General features: G+C 69.9%; 6 protein-coding genes. All 6 read left to right on the plus strand.

All coding sequences use genetic code 11. The annotated features are described in order from the left end of the window. The first annotated feature begins 133 nt into the window (after positions 1 to 133). The gene (locus DXX99_RS10750) at positions 134 to 1,342 is read left to right on the plus strand and encodes a peptidoglycan DD-metalloendopeptidase family protein (RefSeq protein WP_115793475.1); all 1,209 of its coding nucleotides are present in this window, start codon (positions 134 to 136) and stop codon (positions 1,340 to 1,342) included. Position 1,343: 1 nt separating this feature from the next. Then, positions 1,344 to 2,513 (plus strand): CpsD/CapB family tyrosine-protein kinase, encoded by a 1,170-nt coding sequence (locus tag DXX99_RS10755; protein ID WP_165847839.1) that lies wholly within the window; start codon positions 1,344 to 1,346, stop codon positions 2,511 to 2,513. Then, positions 2,465 to 4,201 carry a nucleotide-binding protein gene (locus DXX99_RS10760; RefSeq protein WP_115793477.1) on the plus strand — a complete coding sequence of 579 codons (1,737 nt, stop codon included), beginning with the start codon at positions 2,465 to 2,467 and terminating at the stop codon, positions 4,199 to 4,201. Before DXX99_RS10755 ends, DXX99_RS10760 begins: the two co-directional genes overlap by 49 nt. Continuing rightward, a complete protein-coding gene (locus tag DXX99_RS11590) occupies positions 4,195 to 4,884 on the plus strand; it encodes an EAL domain-containing protein (RefSeq protein ID WP_165847840.1) in 690 nt (229 codons plus the stop codon). The genes DXX99_RS10760 and DXX99_RS11590 overlap by 7 nt, the downstream gene beginning before the upstream one ends. After that, positions 4,881 to 6,029 carry a hypothetical protein gene (locus DXX99_RS10770; protein ID WP_115793478.1) on the plus strand — a complete coding sequence of 383 codons (1,149 nt, stop codon included), beginning with the start codon at positions 4,881 to 4,883 and terminating at the stop codon, positions 6,027 to 6,029. Before DXX99_RS11590 ends, DXX99_RS10770 begins: the two co-directional genes overlap by 4 nt. Positions 6,030 to 6,031: 2 nt before the next feature. After that, positions 6,032 to 6,276: SAF domain-containing protein (locus DXX99_RS10775; RefSeq protein ID WP_205664711.1), on the plus strand; the 245-nt coding region annotated here is incomplete at its 3' end.

The raw sequence follows: 6,276 nt of genomic DNA on the forward strand, positions 1-6,276 counted from the left end.
AATCCAAACAGCCGCCCGAGCCGCCGGCGGACCTCCCGCCCGTGCCGCCGCGCCGCAAGTAGCAGCGCAGCTTCCTGTCTTGCAGGCAGGCTTTGCGGCCCTGCCTGTTTTTCTTTTTTTTTGAGGTGTTTTGATGCGGTACAAGGACGCTACTCTTACCAGCAAGATAGAGCAGATCCGCCGCTTCTACGCCGTCGGGAAAGCGGCGGCTGCTGCCCTGACGGGCGGCGCGGGCGGTGTAGCAGTAGAAGTCGCCGGGCGGGTCTTTGGGCAGCGTGTTGTTGAGTGGGTTGTCGAGCGGACAGCTGCCCACAAGAGGGAGATCCTGGCCCTCCCGTTCCTCGCGCTGGCGGCGGTGGTCTTCCTGGTCGTGGCGGTGTCTGTGGCGGTGGTGCTGCCCTTTACCGACGGAGAGAAGGGGTTCCGGGGCGGGTCCCCGTCCCCTTACGCGCTCGCGGAGATTCCCCCAGACTACCTACAGATCTTCCTCGCGGCGGAGCAGAAGTACGGCGTGGCGTGGAACGTCCTGGCCGCCATATGTAAGGTGGAGTCCGGGTTCGGCCGCAGCCAGTACTGGCTCTCCAGGAACGGCGTCTCGCCCGCGGGTGCCGTGGGGATCATGCAGTTCATGCCCACCACGTGGTCGGGTTCCCGGAACCCCTTCGCCAGAGACGACCCCAGGGACCCGCAGTACGACACCGACCCGGAGAGGATAGCGAAGTACGGGGGCTACGGGGTGGACGCCAACGGGGACGGGAGGGCCGACCCTTACGACCCCTGGGACGCCGTCTTCGCGGCGGCGAAGTACCTGGCCGCGAACGGCTTCAAGGAAAACCCCAGGCAGGCGATCTACCAGTACAACCACGCGTGGTGGTACGTGGACCGGGTGATGGAGCTGGCGCTCAAGTACGCGCCGGAGACGCTGCCGTCGGGCGACGCCAGGTGCTTGCCTGTACCTAAGGAGTTTTTCGTCATCACGTCCCGCTTCGGCTGGCGCGAAGACCCTGTTAAAGGCGGCCCGGAGTTCCACCGGGGGATCGACATAGCGGCCCCCGCGGGAACTCCCGTCTTCGCCACCGACGACGGCGTGGTGGAGTCCGCCGGGTGGGACGACGGGTTCGGGCTGGAGGTGGTGGTCAACCACGGCACTTACAAGACGCAGTATGCCCACCTGTCGGCCGTTGCGGTGCGGGCGGGCGACCGCGTGAAGGCGGGGCAGCCGGTAGGGGCCGTGGGCTCGACCGGCCGGTCGACGGGGCCGCACCTCCACTTCGGCGTGGTGGTAAACGGGAACTTCGTGGACCCCGAACCGTATCTTTCTGGCAGGAAAGCGGGGAGTTGAGGTGCTCTGGGTCTTTACCAACCGCAGGGACTTGATAGGGCCACACGCAGAGAGGCTCAGACTGGGCTTTGCTTCCGTGCCTGAAGAGGCGGATGTAGCTGTAATCTGGATCCCCCGCAGCGCGGGAGACCCGGCGTCCGCCACGGCCGCAGCCAGGAAGCAGGTGCCCGGGCACGTCCCCCTCTACGTTGTGGTGGAAGGGGGCAGTTCGGCGGAAGAGGCGGCCGGGATCTTTGCCGCGGGGGCGACGCCCGTCTCTGCCGCCTTGCTGCCGCTGGTGCTCGGCAGGGTCGCGCGGGAGAAGGCCCGGGAAGAGGCAGTTCGGCAGGAGAATGCAGAAAGTCGGCCCGGGGAGCACGGGGAAGTGGCCGTGGCCCCCCCGGGCGCGGTCCTGCCCAACCTGGTGGCAGTCTTCTCCCCGGCAACCCACGTGGGCAAAACCTTCCTCTCGCTGTGCCTGGCCGTATGCCTTGCCCGACGCGGCATCCGCACCGTGCTGGTCGACCTCGACTGCGACAAGGTGGACCTGTGGTGGGCGAGCGGGATGGCCCGGCGGGGAATCCCCCCAAAGGCCACCGTGGGCAACTGGTCTGACCTGGCGTGCGATCCGGCCTCCTTTATCGACGAGCACCCGCAGGTGCCGGGGCTCTTTGTGCTGCCGGGAGGGAACGCGGGCAGGCTGCCGCGGGCGACGGAGGTCCTGCCCCTCCTCTCTTCCCGCTTCGGCGCGGTGGTGGCGGACCTGGCTCCGGTACCTTCCCTCCCGCACGTGGTCTGGACGCTCCGGTCTGCGGTCAGGGTCGTCCTGGTCTCCGACCTCTCGCCTAAGGCCGTGGTGCAGGTGTCCGACGCCATACCGCGGCTCGCGGGCGTCCTCCCGCGGGAGAGGACCGTCCTGGTGCTGAACCGTACCAGGCCAGGCCTGCTGGGCCTGGCCCCAAAGCGTTTCGCTCGGAGCCTGGGCTTTGACCGCTTTTACCTGGTGCCGGAGGTCAGGGAAGCGGGGAAAGCGCTGCGGAGAGGAGCGCTGCCACGGTTTCCCGCGCCCGTGGAGAGGGTAGTGGAAAAGGCCGTCTGGGATGTCTTTAACCTGGAGTCCCGAGAGAGGGGAGTTGGGGGGCGGTGCGGGTTTTTGCCACGCTTGACGACCGCAAGACCGAGAGAGAGCTAGCTTCACTCCTGCCCGGCATCGAGTTCGTCTCCACGCCCGATGCCGCGGACGTTGCCCTGGTGGTGGCCCGCGACCCGGCGAACGGTGTGGGCGTTCCCAACGCACACGAGTACCTCGCCCTGAGTACCCACATCCCGACTGTGGCCGTTGTGAACCTGGACTCCCCGGGCGCCGACGCTTTCGTTCGGCTCGCGGGAGAGATGGGGGTGCGCCCCGAAACCCTGGTCGCCTACCGGGGGGCGTTCCCGGTCAAAAACGTCGCGTGGACGGTCGGTAACCTGTCTGGGATCCAGCTGTGCGAAGAGTCTTTTGCGGGTAGCGAAAGGCGAGAGAAAGGGGTAAGGAGGGTGCCCTTCTGGGAGAAACTTTTCCGTTTCCGCCAGAGGCAACCGCAAGAGGAGCGGCCGGGAGACCTACCCGTGCCGGGGGTGCCCGGGCCCGGAGGACCCGGTGCTGGGACTGCCCCGGAAGGCAGACCCCCATCGGCAGACCCCGGAGTGGCTCTGGGCTGCAAACCCCCGACCCTAGCCACGAGGACTGTTGCTCAGGCTTCCGGTTTGCACTTTGCTGCGGGTGGGGTGCTGGTCCTGGCCCACCCGGAGGTGGCTGCGCGCCTCGCCCGCTTCGGGGTGAGGTGCGTCGCCGACCCCAGGGACGCGGTGGTGTGTGTTTGCTCGCCGGAGGAGGCACGCCTGGTGCCGCCGGGCATGCCCCTGGTCGTGTACCTGGGCGACGCAGGGCCGGGCGAGTGGCTTTCCTGGGCGGAAAAGGGGGTGCCGGTGGCCACCACGCCGGAAGCATTGGCCAGGGAGGTCAGGCGGCTGCTCGGCCCGGAAAAAGACACCCCCGTGTCGGGACCTGTGCCTGGGCTAGCGGGGAAAACTGCGACTCCCACAGCGAGAGGGGCGGGCGGCGGGAGGAGGGGCGTGGTGGCGGCCTTTTACTCCGGCGCCCAGGGGCAGCAGGGCAAGACCACCCTGGCCCTCAACCTCGCCGCCCTGCTGGCGGAGGGGGGGCTGAAGGTCCGCCTGGCGGACCTCGACACCGACAAGGGGGGGCTGTCGACCCTCTGTGGTTTTTCCGAGTCCTCTTTGCCGCCAGTGGACCTCACCTCGGCCCTCGAGGGCGGGGAGTTCACCGTCCCCGGCCCGGCGGGCACGGAGCTGGTCCCCGCGCCGCTCGACCGGCCCGGCTGGTTCCCCGAGCCGGAAGATGCCGCCCGGCTGGTGGGGGCACTAGCGTCGGGCTGCGACTGCCTGGTGCTCGACTTCGGGGCGAGGATAGCCTCGCCCGCCGTGCTGGCCGTCCTCGGGGAGTGCAATGTCGTGTTCTTCGTCTCCACCCCCCTGCGGTCGGCCCTGAGCGCGGTGGCCCGCTTCCGGGCGAAGTGCCTGGCCGAGGTGGGGGCGGGAAAGATAGTCACGCTGGTCAACAGGGCAGGGATAAGGGGAGGGGTCTCGGTCCGCGACGCCGCGCTCCTCCTGGGCGTAGGGGACGAGGTGCTCGCCGTGCCCGAGGAGCCCGCGGTGGTGGAAGCCGACGGCAGGGCCGCCCTCACCGGTATCTACCACCCCCCCGTCCTCGAACCCGGGAAGAAAAAGTCTTCCTTCCGCAAGGCGCTCGAAGGGGTGGCCTCGCGCGTCCCGCAGCCCGGGCGTGCGGTGGGAGAGGAGGTCTCGGCTTGTTGAGCTTTGAGCTGCACTACCAGCCCATTTTCTTCCTGCTCGGGGGGAGGCTGTTGGGCTACGAGGCGCTGCTGCGCCCCTCGCCCCTGGAACTGCTCGCCCGGGCGAGGGCGGCCGGGGCCATCCCCATGTGGGAGCTCAGGGTGCTGGAGAGGGCCGCGGAGGAAGTGCTGAGGTCCTGTGATGCGCTGACCTTCGTGAACCTCACGCCCGAGGCGTTCTCTTCGGCCAACTTCGCCGTCAGGGCGAGGAGGCTCCTGGAGGCGAAGGGGATCCACCCTTCCCGCGTGGCGGTCGAAGTCTCGGAAAGCTCCGGCTTTTCCCCGGCCGAGGGGAGGGTACTGGTCGAAGAGTGGAAGGCCCTGGGGTTCTTCGTGGCCCTCGACGACTTCGGGGCGGGCAGGTCCAACCTGGACCTGGTGCTGGGGGCGGACTTCGACTTTGTGAAGGTGGACCGGGTCCTGGTCCACGGCATATCCCGCGACCGGGGGAAGCAGAGGATCGTGGGCGTCCTGGTGCGGGAGTTCCTGGCTTCCGGGTCGTTCCCGGTGCTGGAGGGGGTGGAGGACCCGGGGGACCTGGCGTGGCTCAGGGAGACGGGGTGGGACGTGGGGGTGCAGGGCTTCGCCCTCGCGCGCCCCTCGTCTGCCCCACAGGCTCTGGTGGAAAGGGGGAGAATTAAGTGATCCTTTTCATCACGGGAGAAGAGAGGCTCAAAGGGGCGCTCCCCGCGGTGGCCCGCGCTGCCGGGTGCGAGGCCCGCTGGCTCGACGGTGCGGCGGGCGTGGCCGGCCCCGCAGTGGTAGTCTACGTGCGCGGGTCCACCCGCCGGCTCGACGAGGTAGCTTCTCTGGGGGCGCCGGTCGTGGTGGTCGCGGGCGCGCGGGACCCCGAGGGGGAGGCGTTGGTGGGGGAGGCCCTCGCTTGCGGGGTGCCGCCCGAGTGCGTCCTCGTGCTCGAGGACGGGAGGGTGGTGTCCCTGGCGGGGGAAGACTACGGGCCCGCCCTGCGCGGGAGGGGCGTGGGCCCGCAGCCCGTGGCCCGGGCGGCCAGGCGGGCACTGGAGGAGGGCCTGCTCCCGGTGCCCGCGCTGTGGGAGGGTAACGGCGCGGTTCCGGTCAGCCATCCGGGAGAAGCGGTGCTTTACGAAGCCCCCCAGTGGAGCCCCTGCCCTCAAGCCCCCACCGCAAGCAAGGGAGAGACCGGCCTCGCCGCCTGGCTCGGGGCCGCCGGCAAGACGGTGCTCGTCCTGGGCGTGAGGGGCGGCGTGGGGGCCACCACCGTCGCGGCCTGCCTGGTGGGGGTGCTGGCCCACGAGCGGCGGGCCGTGCACCTGGAGCTGCCCCAGCCCCCCTTCGGCGACGCGCCCGGCAGGCTCTTCTACACCGCCCCGGGGCTGGAAGGGCTGCACGCCGTGCCCTCCAGCGCGCCGGTGGAGACCGAGGTACTGGTGGTAGACGCTTCCCTCTCCGTCCACAGGTCGGAAGTGGACCTGGTTTACGGGAAAGCGGGCTGCGTGGTCCTGGTGGCCGACCCCAGCGCGGCGTCCTTTGAGCTGGTGGGGAAGTACATCGGGGCGGGGTTGCGGTGCGACGTCCTGGTGGTGCGCGACCTGCCCCGGGCGGACGGCTCCCCGCCGCAGCTCTACGCCGGGGAGTACGGGTTCGCGAGGGTGGTAGCCCTGCCCTCCGGCGCGGACGAGGAAGCGGCGGTGAACCGGGCGCAAAAAGCGGGCGTACCGCCCATTGGGGAACACGGCACCCCCGACCTCGACCAGGCGGCGGCGGAGCTGGCGGCGGCGGTGCTGGGAGTCCTGGAAAGCGGGGTGTGAGGATGCTCAGGAACTACAGGGTCTGGCTCGCGGCGGCGGTGGTCTTCGCCGTCCTGGCGGCGGTCTCGGCGGTGACGGTGGTGCGTTCCTTCGCCGGGGCCGAGAGGGTAGTGGTGGCGGGGAGGGACCTCACCCCCGGGAGCCTGGTGCAGGCGTCCGACCTCTCGGCGGCGGACGTGCCGCGGGGGGCGCTCTACCCCGACGCGGTGCGGGTGCCCTCCGAGGTGGCGGGGATGGCGGTTAAAGG

This window comes from Ammonifex thiophilus (assembly GCF_003368535.1).
GTDB classification, from domain to species: Bacteria; Bacillota; Desulfotomaculia; order Desulfotomaculales; family Ammonificaceae; genus Ammonifex; species Ammonifex thiophilus.

Coding starts and splice junctions, on each gene's coding strand:
- DXX99_RS10750 (WP_115793475.1), top strand. CDS start 134: ATGCGGTACAAGGACGCTACTCTTACCAGCAAGATAGAGCAGATCCGC.